The 20,794-nt window shown below is 40.1% G+C and carries 20 protein-coding genes; 17 read left to right on the forward strand and 3 right to left on the reverse strand.

The window, feature by feature from the left end; all coding sequences use genetic code 11:
• Nucleotide 1 precedes the first annotated feature (1 nt).
• Nucleotides 2–817: a sugar phosphate isomerase/epimerase family protein gene (locus TSYNT_RS05195; RefSeq protein ID WP_059032415.1), complete on the forward strand. Its 816-nt coding sequence runs from the start codon at nucleotides 2–4 to the stop codon at nucleotides 815–817.
• A 14-nt stretch (nucleotides 818–831) separates the two neighbouring features.
• Nucleotides 832–1,818 carry a Gfo/Idh/MocA family protein gene (locus tag TSYNT_RS05200; protein ID WP_059032416.1) on the forward strand — a complete coding sequence of 329 codons (987 nt, stop codon included), beginning with the start codon at nucleotides 832–834 and terminating at the stop codon, nucleotides 1,816–1,818.
• Nucleotides 1,819–1,930: 112 nt separating this feature from the next.
• Here the strand turns inward: TSYNT_RS05200 and TSYNT_RS05205 are convergent, their stop codons facing one another.
• Nucleotides 1,931–2,413, reverse strand: coding sequence for an S-layer homology domain-containing protein (locus TSYNT_RS05205; RefSeq protein ID WP_083497663.1), 483 nt, complete (start codon nucleotides 2,411–2,413; stop codon nucleotides 1,931–1,933).
• 119 nt (nucleotides 2,414–2,532) lie between these two features.
• Here TSYNT_RS05205 and TSYNT_RS05210 point away from each other — a divergent pair, with 119 nt between their 5' ends.
• From TSYNT_RS05210 to TSYNT_RS05230, 5 genes are all read left to right on the forward strand, one after another.
• A complete protein-coding gene (locus TSYNT_RS05210) occupies nucleotides 2,533–3,831 on the forward strand; it encodes a phenylacetate--CoA ligase family protein (RefSeq protein ID WP_059032420.1) in 1,299 nt (432 codons plus the stop codon).
• A 34-nt stretch (nucleotides 3,832–3,865) separates the two neighbouring features.
• On the forward strand, nucleotides 3,866–4,297 hold the full coding sequence (locus tag TSYNT_RS05215) for an ACT domain-containing protein (RefSeq protein ID WP_059032423.1): 432 nt from the start codon (nucleotides 3,866–3,868) through the stop codon (nucleotides 4,295–4,297).
• A 122-nt stretch (nucleotides 4,298–4,419) separates the two neighbouring features.
• Nucleotides 4,420–5,772 carry a MurT ligase domain-containing protein gene (locus tag TSYNT_RS05220; RefSeq protein ID WP_059032425.1) on the forward strand — a complete coding sequence of 451 codons (1,353 nt, stop codon included), beginning with the start codon at nucleotides 4,420–4,422 and terminating at the stop codon, nucleotides 5,770–5,772.
• Complete coding sequence (locus tag TSYNT_RS05225; RefSeq protein ID WP_059032427.1) at nucleotides 5,769–6,500, forward strand: type 1 glutamine amidotransferase; 732 nt, start codon at nucleotides 5,769–5,771, stop codon at nucleotides 6,498–6,500. The genes TSYNT_RS05220 and TSYNT_RS05225 overlap by 4 nt, the downstream gene beginning before the upstream one ends.
• A 22-nt stretch (nucleotides 6,501–6,522) precedes the next feature.
• Complete coding sequence (locus TSYNT_RS05230) at nucleotides 6,523–6,939, forward strand: C-GCAxxG-C-C family (seleno)protein (RefSeq protein ID WP_059032429.1); 417 nt, start codon at nucleotides 6,523–6,525, stop codon at nucleotides 6,937–6,939.
• Here the strand turns inward: TSYNT_RS05230 and TSYNT_RS05235 are convergent.
• Nucleotides 6,919–7,413 carry a hypothetical protein gene (locus TSYNT_RS05235; RefSeq protein ID WP_059032431.1) on the reverse strand — a complete coding sequence of 165 codons (495 nt, stop codon included), beginning with the start codon at nucleotides 7,411–7,413 and terminating at the stop codon, nucleotides 6,919–6,921. The genes TSYNT_RS05230 and TSYNT_RS05235 overlap by 21 nt on opposite strands.
• Nucleotides 7,414–7,501: 88 nt before the next feature.
• Complete coding sequence (locus TSYNT_RS05240; RefSeq protein ID WP_059032433.1) at nucleotides 7,502–8,011, reverse strand: transcription repressor NadR; 510 nt, start codon at nucleotides 8,009–8,011, stop codon at nucleotides 7,502–7,504.
• A gap of 179 nt (nucleotides 8,012–8,190) precedes the next feature.
• On the opposite strand from TSYNT_RS05240, the gene TSYNT_RS05245 reads away from it, so the two are divergent.
• From TSYNT_RS05245 to TSYNT_RS05290, 10 genes are all read left to right on the forward strand, one after another.
• On the forward strand, nucleotides 8,191–9,180 hold the full coding sequence (locus TSYNT_RS05245) for a lipoate--protein ligase (protein WP_059032437.1): 990 nt from the start codon (nucleotides 8,191–8,193) through the stop codon (nucleotides 9,178–9,180).
• Between the two features lie 171 nt (nucleotides 9,181–9,351).
• Nucleotides 9,352–10,542, forward strand: a complete 1,191-nt coding sequence (locus tag TSYNT_RS05250; protein ID WP_059032440.1) for an ROK family transcriptional regulator — start codon at nucleotides 9,352–9,354, stop codon at nucleotides 10,540–10,542.
• A 19-nt stretch (nucleotides 10,543–10,561) separates the two neighbouring features.
• Nucleotides 10,562–11,518: an ROK family protein gene (locus tag TSYNT_RS05255; RefSeq protein WP_059032443.1), complete on the forward strand. Its 957-nt coding sequence runs from the start codon at nucleotides 10,562–10,564 to the stop codon at nucleotides 11,516–11,518.
• 12 nt (nucleotides 11,519–11,530) lie between these two features.
• Complete coding sequence (gene fba, locus TSYNT_RS05260; RefSeq protein ID WP_059032445.1) at nucleotides 11,531–12,376, forward strand: class II fructose-1,6-bisphosphate aldolase; 846 nt, start codon at nucleotides 11,531–11,533, stop codon at nucleotides 12,374–12,376.
• A 14-nt stretch (nucleotides 12,377–12,390) separates the two neighbouring features.
• Nucleotides 12,391–13,464: a bifunctional phosphoglucose/phosphomannose isomerase gene (locus tag TSYNT_RS05265; protein WP_059032447.1), complete on the forward strand. Its 1,074-nt coding sequence runs from the start codon at nucleotides 12,391–12,393 to the stop codon at nucleotides 13,462–13,464.
• Nucleotides 13,465–14,403 (forward strand): 1-phosphofructokinase, encoded by a 939-nt coding sequence (gene pfkB / locus TSYNT_RS05270; protein WP_059032449.1) that lies wholly within the window; start codon nucleotides 13,465–13,467, stop codon nucleotides 14,401–14,403.
• Nucleotides 14,404–14,517: 114 nt separating this feature from the next.
• The gene (gene ebgA, locus TSYNT_RS05275) at nucleotides 14,518–17,613 is read left to right on the forward strand and encodes a beta-galactosidase subunit alpha (RefSeq protein WP_059032451.1); all 3,096 of its coding nucleotides are present in this window, start codon (nucleotides 14,518–14,520) and stop codon (nucleotides 17,611–17,613) included.
• 31 nt (nucleotides 17,614–17,644) lie between these two features.
• The gene (locus tag TSYNT_RS05280; RefSeq protein ID WP_059032453.1) at nucleotides 17,645–18,565 is read left to right on the forward strand and encodes a carbohydrate ABC transporter permease; all 921 of its coding nucleotides are present in this window, start codon (nucleotides 17,645–17,647) and stop codon (nucleotides 18,563–18,565) included.
• Nucleotides 18,562–19,407: a carbohydrate ABC transporter permease gene (locus tag TSYNT_RS05285; RefSeq protein WP_202859729.1), complete on the forward strand. Its 846-nt coding sequence runs from the start codon at nucleotides 18,562–18,564 to the stop codon at nucleotides 19,405–19,407. The genes TSYNT_RS05280 and TSYNT_RS05285 overlap by 4 nt, the downstream gene beginning before the upstream one ends.
• Nucleotides 19,408–19,427: 20 nt before the next feature.
• On the forward strand, nucleotides 19,428–20,741 hold the full coding sequence (locus TSYNT_RS05290; protein WP_083497664.1) for an ABC transporter substrate-binding protein: 1,314 nt from the start codon (nucleotides 19,428–19,430) through the stop codon (nucleotides 20,739–20,741).
• Nucleotides 20,742–20,794 lie beyond the last annotated feature (53 nt).

Genomic DNA, 20,794 nt, shown 5'->3' on the forward strand with positions numbered 1-20,794 from the left:
CGTGAAGAGAATTATTGCGGTAAATTCAAACACTTATCACGGCTACTCTCTCGATGATGCTATTTCCGGCATAAGCAAGGCTGGTTTCAAGTATATTGAGCTTACAGCAACAAAAGGATGGACCGAGCATGTCTTTCCAACAATGACATTTGAAGAGCTCTGCAGAATTAAAGACAGTCTAAAAAAGGCGGAGCTTACGCCGATTTCCATGAGCGGTCACTGCAACCTTATGGATACAGAACGCCTTAGTGATTTTATTTTAAATATTAAACTTGCATCATTTTTCGGATGCGACTACATTATATCTTCAATTGGAGAGGCACATTTAAAAGATAGAACTGAAACTTCCGATGAAGAAGTGGCAAAACACATAAAAGAGATTGTGCCATACCTACAGGAATATAATCTCAAACTATGTCTTGAAAACCACGGCAAGCACGGAACAGGAAAACAACTTAAAAAAATTGTAGATTTAGTGGACTCGCCGACAGTCATGATAAATTATGATACTGCAAATGTTATATATTATGGAAATATTGATCCGGTAGAAGACATAAGTTCATGTATAGATAAAATCGGGCATATTCACCTAAAAGACAAAGCCGGTGCCAATAACGAGTGGAATTTTCCTGCAATAGGCAAAGGAAACGTTGATTTTGAAAGGATTATTAGCGAATTAGACAAAGCCAATAACAATTGCCCCCTCAGTATAGAAATAGAATTTACAAAGGATGGAGCAAGAAATCTTGGTGAAGTAAATCAAGCAGTAAAGGATTCTTACGATTATCTTAAAAAAATAGGCCTTTTTAGTGCCTAAATGGAGGGAGACCGATGGTCAAGATTGGTATGGTTGGCTTTGGGGGCATAGGAAATGTGCATTATGATAACTACAAAAATATTGACGGATGCAAAGTTGTCGCAGTAGTATGCAATACTGCACAGGATAAAGAAAAAGCCGCAAAGTTCAATTTAGCTGTATATGATGACATAGCTTCCATGACAGCAAATGAACAAATAGATGTGATAGATGTATGCACACCTACTTATCTTCATAAAGAACATGTAGTAGAAAGCTTAAATTGCGGCAAACATGTAATTGTGGAAAAACCAATGGCTCTTTGCGCAAAAGATGCTAAAGAAATGTTCGACCTTGCCGCCAAAAAAAATCTTTTGCTTTTTGTAGGTCAAGTCGTGCGTTTTACAAGAGAATCCGAAATTCTTTATGAAGCCGTAAAAAGCGAAAAATACGGCAAGCCTCTGGACGGCTATTTCATAAGACTTAGCGCTTGCCCTACATGGAGCAAGGGAGGGTGGCTTTTTGACAGAAAGAAAAGCGGACTTGTGCCCTTTGACTTGCATGTCCATGACTTGGATTTGATTATAAGTATTTTCGGAAAGCCAAGAAACTTTACATATACAAGCTGCGGCAGGCCTGATGCCGGATATAAAGAACATTACAGATTCAATTATACACTTGACAATCTAAACGTTACGGCAGAGGCAGCCTGGTTTAATGCAAATTATCCCTTCAAAGCTGCTTGGCGTGTATATTTTGAAAATGCAGTATTAGAAAACGATGGAAAAAAAGTTACAGTTTATGAGCATGATAAAGAACCTTTCACTTATAACTTTCAAGAGGATAAAGCGGTAGCCACCGAGATAAACCTGCCTGCCAGCGACATGTTTTACCGTGAGCTTTCACATTTTATAGAATGTATAGAAAGAGGCGTTCCGTCAGAACGTATCCACCCTGATGAAATCATAGAAGGGATTAAGATTTTAGAAAAAATAACCGAAGAAGAAAAGCCGGCAGTCTAAGAACCGCATCTATTCAGGACATACTAGGAAGGAGGCGCTCTTTAAAAGAGCGCCTCCTTGTGTGCTTTTTTACTGCTTATTTTTTGCTGTTTACTAAATTTACCAGCTGAATCTAGAGCAAGTTGTAAAGCACTTGCGCCATCTCAGCCCTTGTTGCAATGCTTTCGGGAGTTAACAAGCCATCACTTCCGCGCACCATTCCTGTTTTGGCCAGATATTCCATAGCTTCTTTTGCCCAAGGAGCTACTTTATCGGCATCTCTGAAGCTTTCCAGGGTTGTTCCAGTAGTGCCGACAGGCAATTCTCCCAGCTCTTTTAAGGTGTTGTAAAGCAGTGTAAACATTTCCTGTCTTGTAATCGGCCGCTCCGGAGCAAAAAGGTTGCTGCCGATACCTTTTGTAATATTAAGGCGTTTAGCTGCTGCCAGATAACCGGTATAGTATGTGCTGCCGGCATCTAGGAAGTTGTCTTTCGGCTGCGCATCGGGTTCTATTCCGTATGCCCTCATCAGCATAACTAAATATTGGCTGCGCGTCAGCTGCTCTTGCGGGCTAAAAATTCCCTCCGCGGTTCCTGTGGTTATACCTCTACTCATTTATAAGTTATGGTTGCAATTTTGACATTATATTATATAATTTTACTTAACAATTGTTTGCTTAACACAACTGAGAGAGCGTGTTATTAAAGTAAAATTTCAAAATAGAGGGGACAGCTATGCACTGGAATAAAACACGAGAATGTATAGACAGAGAGCAGCTTCGTTCATATCAGCTTACAAAACTTAAAGAAACCATAGACAGAGTTTACCACAATGTGGAAAGCTACAGGCAGAAAATGCAAGAAATAGGAGTGATTCCTGAAGACATAAAAACTTTAGAGGATATAAGGCTTCTGCCGTTTACAACAAAACAAGATCTTAGGGACAACTATCCCTACGGCATGTTTGCAGTGCCTATCGAAGAAATAATCAGGATTCACGCTTCATCAGGGACCACGGGAAAACCTACAGTGGTAGGCTATACCAGAAGAGATATTTCTAATTGGGCCGAATTAATCGCAAGAAGCCTTGTAATGGGAGGCGGAAAGAGAGATTCGGTGGTTCAGGTCTCCTATGGATACGGCCTTTTTACCGGCGGTTTAGGATTTCACTATGGAGCAGAAAAATTAGGAGCAGTGGTGCTGCCTACGTCAGGCGGCAATACTCGCCGGCAGGTTATGCTCATGAAGGATTTAGGTACCGAGATTCTTGCATGCACCCCTTCTTACGCCCTTTGCATCGCCGAAACCTTAGAAGAAATGGGAATAAAGCAAGAAGAGTTAAAACTCAAGACAGGAATTTTTGGAGCAGAACCTTGGTCTGATAATATGCGCAAAGACCTTGAATCAAAACTTGGAATAAAAGCACTTGATATTTATGGTCTCAGCGAGGTTATAGGCCCTGGAGTAGCGGCTGAATGTATGGAGCAGAACGGTCTTCACATCGCAGAAGACTTCTTCATCCCCGAAATAATAGATCCGGTAACAGAAGAACCGCTTCCCGAGGGTGAAAGAGGCGAGCTGGTAATTACAACAATTGATAAAGAAGGCTTGCCGGTTATTAGGTACAGAACGCGAGATATCACCTCTATTTCATATAAGCCGTGCTCTTGCGGCAGGACTCATGCCCGAATCGAGAAAATCCTAGGCAGAACCGACGACATGCTGATTATCAGAGGAGTCAATGTGTTCCCGTCTCAAATTGAAAGTGCCTTAATGGCGGCCGGCGATGCCGAGCCCCACTATTTGATTATAGTGGATAGAAAGGATAATCTTGATTCTATCGAGGTATGGGTTGAAGTGTCAGAACAGCTTTTTGCCGATGAAGTAAGAAAGCTGGAAGAAGTCAGGAAAAAAATTACATCATCTATCTATACAACTTTAGGCATAAATGTAAACGTAAAATTAGTTGAACCGCATACCGTTGAGCGGACAGAAGGCAAATCTAAGCGCGTTATCGACAAAAGGAAATTATAAGGTACATTACAAGCAAAATGAACGGAGGGGTTATATGTTTGTAAAACAGATTTCGGTATTCCTAGAAAACAAACCCGGTAAACTTTCTCAAGTTACGGATATCCTAGAGAAAAATAATATCGATATCAAAGCTATTTCCATAGCAGATACTACTGAATTTGGGATTTTACGGATGATTGTAGATAAACCCAAAGAGGCAGTTGAGGCAATAAAAGCTGAGAAATTTCCGGTTAGCACAACGGACGTATTGGCAGTTGAGGTAACAGATAAGCCCGGAGGGTTAAACCGCGCCCTTCAAATTTTAAACGATGCCGGCGTCAGTGTGGAATATCTCTATTCGTTTATTAAGCGAAACGGTGAAAGGGCATTGATACTATTTCGAGTGGAAGAACCGGAGAGAGCGGTAGAGGTTCTCCAATCAGCGGGAATAAAACTGTATTCAACTGAAGAAATAAATAGTCTATAAAAAACAGGAGGAGTGTCAGAATAGGACACTCCTTAATAATTTAAAAAAATTGCACCTGAAAATACTCGATGCTATAATTTAAAAAGAGCTTTGTGCGATATACTAAAGGAGGCTCCAAAACATTGAAAGAAACATTTGCTGTTTTAGCGGGGAAAGCCGCCGTAAATCTTGCAAAGATTGCAGGCCGTCAGGGAACCAGCATAGGCGGAAGGGTAGCGCTTAAAATAAGTCCCGATATTCTTACTTGGTTTAGCTCAAAGGTAAAAAATGACATAATATTTGTCACAGGCACAAACGGAAAGACATCAACAAACAATATGATTTATTCCATAATCCAGGAGGCAGGCTATACTTGTGCTTGCAATAATATCGGCGCAAACATGGAAGTTGGGTTAATATCGGCTTTTATAGACAGTAGTTCAGTTTTTAAGCTGTCACTGGATTTTGCGTGTATGGAGGTAGATGAAGCATCCTTGCCAAAAGCAGCTGCCTCTACAAAGCCCGACATAATCGTGTTTACCAATATATTTCCGGATCAGTCAGACAGATATGTAGAAATTGACGCCCTTTTAAATAAGATAAGAGATGGATTAGAAGCATCTCCCGATACCACTCTTTTAATAAACGCAGACGATCCCTTTCTTGTAAGCATAGGAAATTTACTGCCTAATCCGAAACGGTATTACGGCGTTGAAAAGTGGTTTGACAATATAAGCGAAGATACGATGGCAGATGCTGTTTTATGTAAAAAATGCGGCAGCATCCTTTCCTATGACTGCCGCTATTATGGACAACTCGGCCGCTACAGCTGCAGCAAATGCGGTTTTCATAGACCGGCTCCTGATTTCAGCGCAGTCATTGAAAACGAGGAAGGCGTTCAGCTATTTAATATCTTAGATAAAGATAAAAAATCGATAATTGCGGTAAAGGCAGATATAAGCGATAGATACACTGTATATAACATGGCGGCTGCCGTATCCTGCGGGCTTCTTATAGGTATAAGGCCTGAAATTATAATAAAAGGGCTGCAAAAATACAAGCCTCAGGCAGGCAGAATGGAAGAGTTTTATATTCAAAAACCAATACTGTTGAATCTTGCCAAGAACCCTGTAGGATTTAACGAATCAATGAAAACGGTAAGTAAAGACGGAAGGACAAAAACAGTTGCCATTGGAGTAAACGACCTTCCCCAGGACGGACGGGACGTGTCATGGCTGTGGGATACGGATTTTGAGATACTAAAAAAAATAGACGATACTATAACAAGCTATATATTATTTGGACGCAGAAGATATGATACAGCGCTTAGGCTAAAGTACGCCGGAATAGACACAAAAAAACTTGTTATTTCGGAAATACTGGACGATGTTGTAAATAATGTTGTAGAAACCAAAAGCGAAATAGCTTATATAATATCCAATTACAGCACCACCTTTGACATCCGAAAGATATTAAAAGAGAGGGATAGCAAATGAAGCTTAATATATGCCACTTATACCCTGACCTTATGAATATGTACGGAGACAGCGGCAATATGCTTGCCCTTATTAGACGCTGCCAGTGGCGAAACATCTCGGTAGAAGTTAAAGAGCGCAGATTAAATGACAAAGCCGAAGACTTCAAAAACCAAGACATATTTTTTATAGGTCATGGAGCAAGCAGGCAGCAAAGCATAGTTGCTCAAGATATGAAAAGTATAAAGCCTTATTTGAAGGAAGCTATCGAAGAAGGCAAAGTGTTTCTTGCCATATGCGGAGGTTACCGCATACTAGGCAGATATCAAGATGCAAATGGCGCAACTTTGGGACTTGAGCTTTTCAATTTTTATACAGAACAAACGACAGACCACTTTGCAGGCAATATTATAGTAGAAACTGACGAAAATTATAATCTCATCGGCTTCGAAAACCACATTGGAAAAACATATCTAAATGGTCTTAAGCCTTTAGGACGAGTAATTTTCGGATTTGGGAATAACGGTGAAGATAAAACAGAAGGCATGCGCTACAAGAATACAATCGGCACATATCTTCACGGCCCCCTCCTTCCCAATAATCCCCGATTATGTGATAAAATAATAGAGGCGGCATTGCGCAATAAATATGGCACTGTTGAACTTGAAAAACTTGATGATTCGCTGGAGCTTGAAACCCGTAGAAAAATCTTAGAATTAATTGATCCAAAATTTACATCTCTTGCATAAGATTAAAAAAGGAGTGAATACTATGCTGACTGAAAAAATAGAAAAGTACTATTCGAAGGAATTTGACTTAAACTGCGCAGAGGCCATGGTTTATTCGGCAAATGAAGAATATGGTTTAAACTTAGATAAAAAAGCTCTGAAAATGGCATCAGGCTTTGGAGGCGGTATGGGCATTGAAAGTGTATGCGGTGCCCTGACAGGCGGGATAATGGTGCTGGGCGTGCTTTTTACAAAAGAAAAAGCTCACGAAAGTGAGCGTGTCAAGACATTAGAAAAAGAATTCTTAAGCCGATATAAGGATAAGATGGGTGATATATTGTGCAAACCCCTAAAAGAAAAGCACCATAACGATGAGGTCAGGTGTCTTAATGTTATAAAAGAAGCGGGAGTAATACTGGATGATATAGTTAAAAGAGAGCTAGGAACTCCTTCTAGATAAAGACATACTGTTTGAAACAGCTTTATAGAGCACTACGGCTATGGCGCTGTCTGCCAAATGGTGCAGTACGGTTCCTATACCTACAACCACAAATGCAGTATATAGATCAAAACCGAAAGGAAGCACTATCAAAGATTCTCCTAAAGCATGAATCGGTGTTACGGCAATTAAAGCCTTGGAGAACGAAAAACCCTTTTTGATTAAATAAGCACCGGCTACTCCGAATGCTACATGGATAAGAGCTCTTGCCGCTATAACAGGTCCCAGCATCAGCAGGAAACCAAAGGCAGAACCCAACCCCACCATCACAGCTGCCCAAGGGCTAATTAGCATTGCCAGCATCGAGGGTACGTGAGAGGCCAGTGTTGCCGAAAACGGAGGGATATATACCCTGAGGTAGCCGCCAAAAGCTACCGGTATTAATATTGCCAGTGCTGTCAGTAAAGCACTTATTACAAGATCTCTAGTTTTCATTGCACATTTTTTCCTTTCAAAGTATAATAATTGTTAATAACTATTATACTGTATATACACATGACAAGTCAATAAATTTTAAAAAAAATTATTCTAAAAGCATCCCTTTTTCCTTTAATAGCTTTTCGGCTTTATTGATGCAGTCCAAGTTAATAGCCTCAATCGTATGAATATGCACCCCGTCTGTAAGCTGCGAGAGCAAACTTGCTCTATGTTCTTTCACTGCATTTAAAAAATTTTCCACATCCTCGGAAGTAGACAGCATAAGCATGCCTCGAAGTTCGCCATATATAGGATGCTCAACTATTACATCAATCACTTTACAGCCGCATTCTACAAATGTCAGCAGCTCTTCCCGGGTTAGATCTGCATCATGGCGCACAGCTATTTGTTTGGTATAAGGCAGCATCGTGCCCTGCACCATGTACCCTTGAGCAGTTGCGATAATATTATTTCCTGCTGCCCTAAGTATAGCAATATCCTGGACTATGACTTGCCGCGTAACATTGAAAATCTTTGCAAGTTCACTGCCTGACATAGGTTCCTTGCAAGACTTAAGCAACTCTAAAATTTTATTCCTGCGCTGTTGGGTATTCATATTACTAACACCACCCTTACTAATCTGATTTTATTATATCAGTAGTTTACGATACTTTCCACATCGCTACAAATTTTATAACGTGATACAAAGCTTGCTATAGAGATTAAAGAGACTTACACTAAAGTCATATATATATATTCTAAGGCATTAAACTATATTATACTAGGAGGTTTGCAATGCTATACATCAAAAACGAATCAAACGATCCTTATTTCAACATGGCCCTTGACGAATATGTGGTAAGCAGCCTTGATCCATCAGAGGATTACTTTTATTTTTACCAAAATAAACCCGCCGTTATAATCGGCAGAAACCAAAACACTATAGAAGAAGTAAATCAGGAATATGTAAATGAAAACAATATTATAGTGGTAAGGCGCATGTCAGGGGGAGGAGCAGTCTATCATGACCTGGGCAATGTAAATTTTAGCTTTGTGGTAGACTACAAGCCGGAAGACTTCAACAATATAGAAAGATTTGCTAAGGCCATAGTAAAAGCTCTTGAAAAATTAGGAATAAATGCTGAATTTTCCGGCAGAAATGATATAACAATAGACGGGAAAAAGATATCCGGCAATGCCCAATATATCACCAAAGGACGAATACTTCACCACGGCACCCTGTTATTTGACTCAGATTTGACGGTTCTCAGCAAAGCATTGAATGTTAAACCTGAAAAAATTCTCTCTAAAGGCGTAAAATCTGTAAAAAGCAGAGTGACAAATATCAAGGAGTATTTAAAGGACGATATATCGATTCCCACATTTAAAGAAATGCTTCTAAAATATGTTTTTGAGGTAGAGGGAAGCGAGCTAAATGAATATATACTGACTCCGGAAGATATGAAAAATATCACAAAGCTCAGAGATGAAAAATATGCAACATGGGAATGGAATTTCGGAAATGCTCCCGAGTTTGATCTTGTGCGTTCCCACCGCTTTGACGGCGGAGAAATCCAAGTTCGCATGAACGTAAGAGATGGTATAATAACAGATATCAAATTTTTTGGCGATTTCATGAGTGTCCGCGATATTTCAGAAGTCGAAAAGCAACTTAAAGGACAAAAATTCAAAAACGATGCAATAAAAGCTGCTCTTTCGAAGTTGAATTTAAAGGACTACTTCGGCTCAATAAGCCTGGAAGAAATAGCAAGTCTGTTTTATTAAAAGAAAATTTATCTATAATAAAAGGCTTTCTTAACAGAAGCCTTTTTTAATTATTTTAATTACTTAATTAAAATTTTTATAAAGTAATTAAAAAAGTAGCAGGATTTTCTGTTTATATGTCGAATATATATTTAAGATAGTAAAAATTTTAATGAAGTTGGAGAATTTTTTATGGGAGAATTTGATCTAGATAAATTTAAAACAATAGCAACTCCTAACGACTGCTTGGTTTTAAATACAATAAGACACCAGGGCCCGATATCCCGGGCAGATATTGCAAAAGCGACAAACCTTACGGCTCCTGCCATTACCTATATAACAAACAAACTACTGGACTCGGGGATAGTAACAGAGCATACGATAGGACAATCCAGCGGCGGCAGGCGGCCCATTCTCCTTGCAATAAACCCTGACACTTTAAACGTTTTGGTAATCCATATAAGCTCTAACAGATTAAGAGGCTACCTGGTAGACGGAGAGCTGAACGTGATTTCAGAAAAGGAATACTCCGTCCAGAAGATGGCTAAAGATGACATATTAGAACTTATGCTCAGCACAATATTGGATTTAAAAAAAGATGCAAAAACCGACATACTTGGCATCGGCGTTGTAGTTCACGGTCCGGTTCAGTCTAAAGAAGGCATATCCTTATTTGCGCCAAATCTTGGTTGGAGAAATGTTCCTATAAAATATATCGTTGAAGAAAAAATAGGCCTTCCAACCTTTGTAGAAAACGACGTAAGAGCCATGGCCATAGGGGAATTTTACTATGGCTCAGCATCCGACATTGAAAATATGGTGTTTTTGAAAGTGGGCTACGGCATAGGTTCTGCAATATTTATAGATGGTAAGCTTTATCGAGGATGCGGGGACAGTGCCGGAGAAATCGGACACACTACCATAGATGTGGGCGGACCGCTGTGCAGCTGCGGCAATTATGGCTGTTTAGAAGCTGTGGCATCTGAGAATGCCCTTGTAAAATCAATGATTAAGTCAATTAAGGAAGGAAGGTCCTCCATGGTTCAAGAAATGGCAGGAGGAAACCTTGAGGATATAACACCTGAGATGATTTACGAAGCCGCCGAGAAAAACGATAACCTTGCAGGCAGATTCTTGAGGCAGACAGCCCGCTACCTCGGCATAGGCATAGCAAATGCAATAAATACGTTTAATCCTGAACTCTTGGTAATCGGAGGAGGGATAGTGAAAGCAAAATCCTCCATCGAAAAGACAATGCTTGATACAGTAAAAGACCGATGCCTTGAAAACAGCTTTAATCAGTGCAAAATTGAGTTTTCTCAGATGGGTGAAATAGCCACAATAAAAGGAGCTGCCGATGTTGTTATGACAGCCATCTTTTAAAAGAAGCGGAGGGAGATAATTGTACTTTATAGGTGTAGACCTTGGAGGAACAAAGATTGCTTCAGCCCTTGTAAATCAAAAGGGAGAAATTATAACCGAAAATGTTACCGAAACAGAAGCCTCAAAGGGCGCAGATTATGTATTAAATAAGATTAAAAATGAAATAAAAAAACTTTACGATGCTGCAGGTTCTGTGCCTATCGGGGGAATAGGCCTCGGAATACCCGGCCTTATGGACATAGAAAAAGGCATTTCTATCTTTGCAGGCAATTTAGCATGGCAAAATGTGCCGGTAATTGAGGAATTTAAAAAGGATTTTCACACTCCTATTTTCATGGACAATGATGTAAGAGTAGCAACATTAGCAGAAAAGTATTTTGGAGCAGGTAAAGACGTAAACACCCTTATATGTGTAACACTGGGCACAGGCATAGGCTCCGGCATAATCCTTGATGGCAAGATTTACAGGGGATATTCTTACAGCGCAGGCGAGATAGGCCATACAACCGTTATAAAAGATGGACTTTATTGCAACTGCGGAAACCGAGGGTGCCTTGAAATGTATGCATCAGCCCCCGGGATTGTGCGCCAGATTAAAAGGCATATTATGGAAGGCCACTATACGATTATGACAAAGATGACAGACGGTAATGTAGATAAAATTACAACAAAAACCCTTTCAGCAGCATTTGACGAGGGAGATGGTTTGGCACGTCTTGTAATGGAAAATACAGCAGAACTTCTGGGAATCGGTCTTTCTACATACGCACAAATTATCAACCCGGAAATGATTGTAATCGGCGGCGGCGTATCGCTTCTAGGCGATAGACTATTTATTCCCTTGCGGAAATATTTTAATGAACATTTAATGCAGGCACTAAGAGATAAAATCCCCATTGTACCTGCAAAACTTAAAGATAAAGCCGGTGCCGTAGGCGCCGCGACTCTTGCTATGAAAAACCTGGGTATTTTTTAAAGGAGGCAAAAAATGTTAGTATCTTCAAAAGAAATGTTGAACAAAGCTCGGCAAAATAACTATGCAATAGCTGCTTTTAACATACACAATTTAGAAACACTAAAAGCAACGGTAGAAGCCGCTGAGGAGGAACGCGCTCCTCTTATACTTCAGACAACTCCCGGCACCTGTGAATATGCCGGAATAGATTATTTAGTTGCCATGGCTCATACAGCATCAAATAAAGCCGATATTCCCATAGCATTACATTTAGACCACGGAAATTCCCTTGACCTTGCAATAAAATGCATAGACGCAGGCTACACATCTGTTATGATCGACGGCTCTATGCTGCCTTTTAATGAAAATGTTTCCTTAGTAAAACAAGTCGTAGAATACGCTCATAAAAAACAAGTTCAAGTTGAGGCAGAGCTTGGGCATATTTCCGGAGTCGAAGAAAATATTTCATCAAGCCACGAAGTACTCACTGACCCAAAAGAAGCTGCCGAATTCGTAAATAGAACTGGCGTAGATTCCCTGGCAATTGCCGTAGGCACAGCCCATGGAGTATATAAAGGGAAGCCTGAAATTCACTTCGACATAATTCAAAACATTCGTCAGCTTGTGAATGTGCCCCTGGTTTTACACGGTTGCTCCGGCGTGCCTGAAGAAGATGTAAAACAGGCAATAAAATGCGGAATATGCAAAATAAATATCGCAACAGATATTAAAATTGCCTTCGCTGACGAGCTTAAAAAGTTTTTTGTATCACAGCCTGATGAGACAGATCCCCGCAAATATTTTAAACCTGCAATAAAAGCAGTAAAAGATGTAGTAAAATCCAAGATTCATATGGCGGAGTCATACAACAAAGCATAAAGGAGGCTTTTGGTTTGATAAATTTAGATGATGTAGAGAAAGTCAGAGAAATAGACAGCATGAATTCACTTTCTGCAACAGAAAATTATGATTTGCAGTTTGAAGAAGCCATAAATATAGCTCAAAATTTCGAAATAGATAAGCCTAACCGCATCTTTCAAGAAATCGTAGTGCTGGGCACAGGCGGAGGATCTTCTGTAGCTGCAGGCCTTTTAAAATCCTACTTGTTTGATGAACTTAACATTCCGGTAATAATCAATCAAGGCTATAACATACCTGCTTGCGTGGACAAAGATTCATTGGTGCTGGCAATATCTCATTCAGGAAATACAGAAGAGACATTAAGCGCCTACGAGCAGGCTGTTAAAGCTGGCGCCCACATAGTAGCTGTTACGGCAGGCGGCAAATTAAAAGAGATGTGCCAAAAAGACAACGTTCCCTGCCTGATTATACCTTACGATATCGGCCATCCTCGCAGGGATATCGGCTATATTTTCGTGCCCATGGTGGTAATACTGAGTAAACTTGGATTAATAGAAGATAAAACAGAAGACCTTAAAAGCCTAGTAGACCTATTTGGCGATCTGAAAAATAGATATGGTGCAGATATTCCGACAAAACAAAATGAAGCAAAACAAATAGCAGCCGAGCTTTATGGACATATTCCCCTTGTATACGGCTCCCTTGATTATTATGATTCAGTGGCCTGGAGAATAAAAAATCAGTTTGGCGAAAATAGCAAACTCATGGCATTTTATAATGTAATACCCAATTTGCATCATGATGAAGCGGTGGGGTGGGATATGCCTGCAGAACTTATCTCCAAGTTTTATCTGATTTTACTGCGGGACGATGAACTAGACAGCCCTAAAATAAAAAAGCGCAAAGACATAACCGCCGAAATGCTATCTGCCAGAATGGGCAAAGTAAGACAGGTTTATGCAGAGGGTCCGAATAGACTTTGCCGCATGTTTTCTCTGGTGTATCTGGGAGATTTTATCACTCTCTATGCTCCTATATATCGAGGAGTAGATCCTACGCCGGTAAATATCATAAACCTATTTAAACAGAAGATGGCGGAATCGTAAATGATTCTTACAGTGAATTTAAATGCATCAATTGACAAAGCATATAAGGTTGAAAATTTCAAAATAGGTGCAGTGACAAGAGTAAAAGAGGTAATTCCCACGGCAGGCGGCAAAGGCTTAAATGTGGCAAGAGTGCTGTCTGCATTGGGGGAAAACGTGAATGTTACCGGATTTACCGGCGGATTTTCCGGAGCATTTATAGAGCAGGAACTAAAAAAAGAAAATATGCCCTTCAATTTTATTCACATAAACGGCGAGACTCGATCCTGCATAAATATTATTGATTTGTCATCAAAAATTCATACAGAGCTGTTAGAGCCGGGACCCGATGTAACAGCTCAAGAACTTGACGAGTTTTTGAAGTTTTATACAAAAGCAGTTAAAAATTCTGATATTATAACGCTTTCCGGAAGCGCTCCAAAAGGTATCAAAGAAGATATATATGCAAGACTTGTAACTATTGCGAAAGGCGAGCATAAAAAAGTAATCCTTGATACCAGCGGTAAATACTTAGAGATGGGCCTTGCAAGCGGACCTACTTTAATAAAGCCAAATAAATCAGAGGCGGAAGCACTTTTAGGAAGGCAGCTAAAAGATATAGAGGAGCTTATAGGCGCTGCGAAAGACCTTGCAAAACTTGGACCGGAAATTTGCGTAATATCTCTGGGAGAAAAGGGTGCGGTAGCAGCAAGCAGGTCATTAAATGAGGCTTATTGGGCGCTTCCACCCAAAATCCAAGTTTCAAATACGGTAGGCTGTGGGGATGCAATGGTAGCAGGCTTTGCAGCGGCGCTTTACAACAACTTGCCCCTTGAAGACTCACTAAAATTTGCAGTTGCGGTTTCTGCCGCTGCGGCACTGAGCCCAATAACCGGGGGAATTGTAGTAGAAGAAGTCAGCAATATCGAAGAAAAAGTCAAAATCACAAGATTTAAATAGAGAACACATGGGGACAGTCCCTCCGTGCTACCTCGGCAGGCTAAAAAACAGAACACATGGGGACAGTCCATCCGTGTTACCCGAGATTCAAATAATAGAAATGGAGGCTGAAAAATGCCTGAGGCCATTAATTATAGAGAAAATGACTGGGAAAACTTAAATTTAGTCCATAAAAACAGAATGGAAAGCAGAACTTACTTTGTATCGTATCCGGAAGAAGAATTGGCACTGACATTTGAGCGAGGTTTATCGAAAAATTTCAGATTATTGAATGGACTTTGGAAATTCTATTATTCTCTATCGCCTTACACTGTTCCTGAGGGTTTTTACGAAGAATCCTTTGACGATACCTCCTGGGACGAGATTAAAGTGCCCGGATGCTGGCAGCTTCAAGGGTATGGTAATCCTCATTATACTGATTTGATATATCTGTTTCCAATTGATCCACCCTATGTTCCGACGGAAAATGCTACAGGCTGTTACAGGAGGAAATTCTATATTGCCGAAGGCTGGATAGATAAACAAATCTTGCTGCGCTTTGAAGGAGTAGATAGCGCATTTCATATTTGGGTAAATGGAAAAGAAGCGGGTTACAGCAAAGGGAGCCGTCTGCCATCGGAATTTGATATAACGTCTTTTGTTCGGCCTGGAGAAAATACTCTTGCAGTAGAGGTTTACAGATGGAGCGATGGGAGTTATTTAGAGGATCAGGATATGTGGTGGCTCAGTGGAATTTTTCGCGATGTATCACTAATTGCAAGACCCAAACTGCATCTTCAGGATTTTACAGTAAGAACAAAATTCGATAATGAGTATAAGGATGCGGAGCTGGAGATTTCAATGCGTTGGGAAAACCTTAGCGAAAAAGAGATTTCCGGCTGCAATGTAAATGTAAAACTCCTTGATAAAGATTTAGAACTTGTAGCTGAAGATATGCATGAACTAAGTTTTGCAGGGCAATTTGGCAAAACCGGATCGCTTCTTCATCTAAGTTCTCCTAATAAGTGGACTGCTGAAACGCCTTACTTATACACCTTGCTTATAACTTTGAATGATAAATTCGGGAAAGTAGTAGAAGTAGTGCCATACCGTGTCGGGGTCAGAACTGTAGAAATTAAAGATGGTAATTTATTGGTAAATGGAACGTCCATACTTTTTAAAGGTGTAAACTATCATGAAATTCATCCTGACTACGGTAGAACTGTGCCTATTGAATGGGCAAAAGAGGATTTGCTCATGATGAAGCAGCATAACATAAATGCGGTAAGGACTTCCCATTACCCTCATATACCTGCTTTTTACGACTTATGTGATGAATACGGCCTATATGTAATTGATGAGACAGATCTTGAATGTCATGGATTTGAACTTACAGAAAACTATAACAGAATCAGTGATGATGCTGCATGGGAGAAAGCTTATCTAGACAGGCTTGAGAGAATGGTCCAGCGAGATAAAAATCATCCTTGTGTCATTATGTGGTCATTGGGAAATGAGTCAGGCTTTGGTAGGAACTTTGAAGCGATGGCGGCATGGTGCAGACAAAACGATCCTACAAGGCCCATACATTATGAAGGAGACAGCAGTGCAAAGATTGCAGATATTTACAGCACCATGTACACCTCCCATGAAAAGCTTATAGAAATCGGTGAAGATGAAAACGCTGCAAAGCCTCATATCCTTTGCGAATATGCTCATGCTATGGGAAACGGTCCCGGCGGTCTTGCAGAATACCAAGAAATCTTTTATAAATATAAACGGCTGCAGGGTGGATTTGTATGGGAATGGATGGATCACGGTTTAAGATCTAAAATGGCAGATGGCAAAGAATTTTTTGCCTATGGCGGTGATTTTGGCGACGAACCCAATAATTCCAACTTTTGTATTGATGGCTTAGTAATGCCTGATCGCACAGCAAGTCCGGGGCTTTTAGAATACAAAAAAGTTATTGAACCTGTAAAGACAGAAGCAATAAATGTGTTAGATGGAATTTTACAGATTACAAACCTTTATGATTTTATAACTCTTGACCATTTAGAACTTTTTTGGAATATAACCACAAATGATGCGATGCTTCAAAGCGGCAAACTGTTACTGCCCCGTATAAAACCGGGCGAAAGCGCCGAAATTACTCTTCCTATAAAACATCCATTACAATCTGCTAATTGTTGGCTAAACATATCTTATCGTCTTGCAGCTGATACCAATTGGGCACCTGCAGGCCATGAAATTGCATCCGGACAGTTTCTCCTGCCTGCAAACGAAAAAATAGAACTTGAAATGTCATTGCCGTCTATGCCTATTTGCTGCGAAGATATGAAAAATAAGCTGAAGATTACAGGAGCAGATTTTGAAATCATTTTTGACAAAATATCAGGCGGAATCGATTCATGGAAATTTGCAGGGTTAAGCTTTATGCACAAAGGTCCGGCACTTAACTTTTGGAGAGCTCCTATAGACAATGATATGTTTGAAGTAGAAAAATGGAAAGCAAAAAATCTTAACCATCTTATTGATACAGTAGATGAAATAAGATGGCACAAATTTGGCGAAGACACTTTAAACATATCCGTAAATGGCAAAGTAGCTCCAATAACCTTAGATTGGTCAATAAAATATAAACTCTTATATACAATAAACGGCAGTGGAAATGTAATATTGGAAATTAGCGGAAATCCGGAGGGAAGGGGATTGCCGGAAACGCTTCCGAGGATAGGGGTTCAAGTAGAGCTTGCAAAGAATCTAGAAAGGGTAAGATGGTGGGGCAGGGGACCCGGCGAATCTTATATAGACAGCAAACAAGCTAATTCTTTCGGCCTTTATACAAAGCATATAGACGAATTATACACCCCTTATATAAAGCCGCAGGAAAACGGCAACAGGACAGAAGTAAAATGGGTATCCTTTGAAGAACCTGTGGGTATAGGATTTATAATCGCGGGAGAAGAGCCATTAAACTTCAGTGCTCATCGCTTTTCTATAAAATCTATCGAAAATGCAAAAAACAGATGCAACCTTGTGCCGGAAGACAAGATATACTTAAAACTCGATTATCGCCATCATGGCTTAGGAAGCGCAAGCTGCGGACCCGGTCAGCTTCCCCAATACAAACTAGCTCCCGCAAGTTTCCGATTTAAACTCTGCATGAAGCCGTTTTACCCTGACGAAGTGTCTGCAAAAAATTTAAGCAAGTTAAAAATACTAGGCTAAATCCATTCCTAAGCCAAAGGGAGTTTTGTTGATGAACAACACGATTGAAAAAAGTCAACCTAACAGGCGGCGGCCTAGATTTGTCGGAACAAGATGGAATATAAAAACAGCCCCTTATCTATTTTTGCTGCCGACAATAATTGTCTTCTGCGTTTTTATGATATACCCTTTTGTAAGTTCATTTTTTATGAGCTTTCAGGAGCTTGAGGGCGGCAAATTTGTTTATGTAGGCCTTAAAAACTATATCAGGCTCATGAAAGACTCTATATTTATAACAGCGCTAAAAAATACCACTATTTACCTCTTAATTCAGGTACCAATAATGCTTGTTCTTGCGCTGGTAATTGCGAATATGCTGAACCAACGATTTTTAAAAGCAAAAGGGTTCTTCAGAGTATCGGTTTTTCTTCCTTGTGTTACGGCGCTTGTGGCCTATGCATTAATTTTTAAACTTTTACTAAACACCGAATATGGCCTTGTAAACTATCTGCTGACTAGTTTAGGCTTCCCGAAGGTTGATTGGCTAAACGGTCCAATAAGCGCAAAGATTTCCCTTATAATTGCCCTTACCTGGAGATGGACAGGCTATAACACGGTCATAATGATTGCAGGGCTGCAAAGGATTCCGGAAGAAATTTATGAGGCTGCTGATATAGATGGGGCAAGCAGTTTTCAGAAATTTAAACAAATTACGATTCCATTAATGAAGCCAATAATTCTATTTTGCGCCATTACTTCTACTATTGGCACCTTACAGCTCTTTGATGAATCTTATATTTTAACCCATGGAGGTCCTGATAATGCCACAATAACTGTTGTTCATTACCTTTACAACATGGGCTTTAGGTATCTGAAGTTTGGATATGCGGCTGCCATGAGCTATGTGCTGCTTATAATTGTAGCAATATTGTCGGCTATACAATTTAAGATTAGCGGGAGTGATGACTTGTGAGAAAAAACTTTAAACCGGGAGATGTGACCGGAACAAGATTAATAGTTTACTATATTGTTCTTATTTTAGTTGCATTCGTGTCACTGTTCCCATTTTATGTTATGTTTGTATCTTCTACACTTTCCACAAGTCAAATACTCAACATTCCACCGCACTTGAGTTTCGGTAATCAGCTGCTTGAAAACTTTAAAAATCTTTCTGAAAAAATCAATATTAGCAGAGTGATTTTTAATTCCCTATTTATTGCAATAACCTATACACTCCTTACACTGCTTCTCGATTCCATGGCCGGCTATGCTCTTGCCAAATATGAGTTTAAAGGCAAATCCATAATTTTTGGAATAATTATTTCCACATTAATGGTGCCTTCTCAAGTGACCCTTGTACCAATGTTTATTATGATGAATAAAATAGGATGGCAAAACACTTACTGGGCCATTATATTTCCGGCTCTCGCCAATGCCTTTGGAATATTTTTGATGAGACAAAACATGACTTCATTCCCGACAGCTTTGATAGAGGCGGCGCGCATAGATGGCTGCAGCGAATTTGGGATCTTTTTTCAAATAGTTATGCCTAATATGAAGCCTGCCTTAGGAGCTTTGGGAATATACAACTTCATGTCTCAGTGGGGAAACTTTATGTGGCCGTTGATAATTCTCGCAACTAAGGATATGTACACTCTTCCTGTGGCTTTGGCTTCTCTTGAAGGCTTAATGTATAAGGACTACGGGATGATGATGTTGGGTTCCACAATATCTACCATTCCTATCATAATAATATTTTTGATTTTCCAAAGGCAGTTTGTTTCAGGCCTTATTGGCGGTTCAATAAAAGAGTAAAAAATACAAGGGAGGAAAAAATGATGTTTAAAAAAGTCACGATTCTTGCAGTAGTTTTGTGTATGGTGTTTGCTATGGCCGGCTGCGGCAGTAAGCCTGCTGAAAACAGCACTGAGGCTCCAAAAGAAGATACTTCTGCCCAAGGTGAAAAACCTAAACTCTCAGGAGAGCTGACGGTATGGAGCTGGGATGTAGCTGCCAAAGCGCTTCAAGAAGCAGCGGTAAATTTTAACAAGATTTATCCCGATGTAAAGATAACGGTAGAGGACTTAGGAACAGATCAAGTGTACGACAAAATGACTACAGGCCTTGTGGCAAACGTAGGTCTGCCTGATGTAGTAACCATTGAAGGCGAACGTGTTGCAAGTTTTGCCGGAAAATTTCCGGAAGGCTTTGTAGATCTCACTGATGCGATTAAAACAGATGATTTTCTACCTGTTAAAATCTCAGAATGCAAGTCAAACGGAAAACTTGTTGCATTTCCTTGGGATGCCGGTCCGGCCACGGTTTATTATAGGACCGACCTGTTTGAAAAAGCAGGCATAAAAGCAGAAGATATAAAAACATGGGACGATTTTATAGCTGCCGGAAAGGTAATGAACGAAAAAGTGGGAGTAAAAATGGTGCCTCTTGCAGCATCTAGAAATGCCAATCTTTTTGGCATGATTTTGAATCAGCTCGGTTCATATTTCTTTGATGCCGAGGGCAATACAACACTGAATACCGATGCTGCGATAAAAGCCATGTCGATTATTCAAAAAATGTATGACGAAGGAATAACTTATGATAATACAGACTGGGATGGTCTTGTTTCGGCTACCCAAAGCGGTAAAATTGCAACAGTGCCCTCTGCTGTCTGGTGGGCAGGCACACTAATGGATGAAGTGCCGGATCTTTCCGGCAAGTGGGCAGTAATGAGACTGCCAAAAGTAGGGAATGAAGGTGTTCAAGCAGCGGTTTATGGAGGTTCTAATGTTATGATACCTGCAGCTACCCAAAACCGTGAAGCAGCCGTGGAATTTGTAAAATTTGCTATGACAGATATGGATACCCAGATTACAGCATTTACCAAATACGGCCTGTTCCCTTCGTATATACCAACATATGACGATCCTGCATTTGACCAAGAAGTAGAATATTTTGGCGGGCAAAAGATTTGGAAATTCTTTGCAGAAGTAGCCAAAGAAATTCCCGAGCTCTACTATACAGAAGATTTTCCAGAGGTATATTCACGTGTAATAGATGCCCAGGCAAAAGTTACATTAAAACATGCAGAAGTTAAAGCAACGCTTGACGCACTCCAAAAAGACATAACTAATATGTTGGGCAAATAAACTTATTTCGCAAGGGGCGTGCCTAACAGGCTATGCCCCTTTTTAAACTCATT

This window comes from Tepidanaerobacter syntrophicus (genome assembly GCF_001485475.2).
GTDB lineage: Bacteria > Bacillota > Thermosediminibacteria > Thermosediminibacterales > Tepidanaerobacteraceae > Tepidanaerobacter > Tepidanaerobacter syntrophicus.